Annotated in this window: 1 protein-coding gene and 1 pseudogene; both read right to left on the reverse strand. The window is 71.0% G+C overall.

Annotated features, from left to right (window positions below):
* Positions 1 to 231, reverse strand: a pseudogene (locus tag KUM38_RS39345) (hypothetical protein); the annotation flags it as partial.
* On the reverse strand, positions 228 to 541 hold a 314-nt coding region (locus KUM38_RS39350; protein WP_217136939.1), incomplete at its 5' end, for a winged helix-turn-helix domain-containing protein. The pseudogene KUM38_RS39345 and the gene KUM38_RS39350, both read right to left, overlap by 4 nt.

The raw sequence follows: 541 nt of genomic DNA on the forward strand, positions 1-541 counted from the left end.
GATCAGGGAAGTGGTGTCGTAGCTGCCCGGCTTGAGGTGGAAGCACAGCCGCGGGCCGCGTTCGGGGTCGGCGGCGTGATAGCCCAGCGCGGCGGCCATCCCGGCACGTTTCCAGTTCAGCCGGTGCCGCAGAGTAGGGGTGCGGCCGCGGGGCGCGTAGGTGCGACGCACCTCGGGCAGCAGCGATACGCCCGATTCGTCGAGGAACACGATCCAGGCACGTTTCTTCACCGCCCCTTTTTGATGCGTGGCCACTCGTGGGCGACCCATCGGGCGATCTCACACTCGTCCCGCTCGACGGCCTGGCGCCTGGGCCGCTGCAGACTCCACCCCAGCCGCCCGGTCAGCAGGCGCCATACCGAGGCCCGGGCCAACGTCACCCCGGTCACCCGCTCAACCACCACGCCGACCCGTTCCAGCGTCCACAGGTCCGCCTCGAACCCGTGAGCCTGGGCGCCCTGCTCCAAGGCGGCGCGCACCGCTTCGACCTGGGCCTCATCCAGCTTGGGCGGCCGACCGGTAGCCGGACGCCGCCGCAATG

This window comes from Streptomyces sp. AC558_RSS880, from assembly GCF_019049255.1.
Classification (GTDB): domain Bacteria; phylum Actinomycetota; class Actinomycetes; order Streptomycetales; family Streptomycetaceae; genus Streptomyces.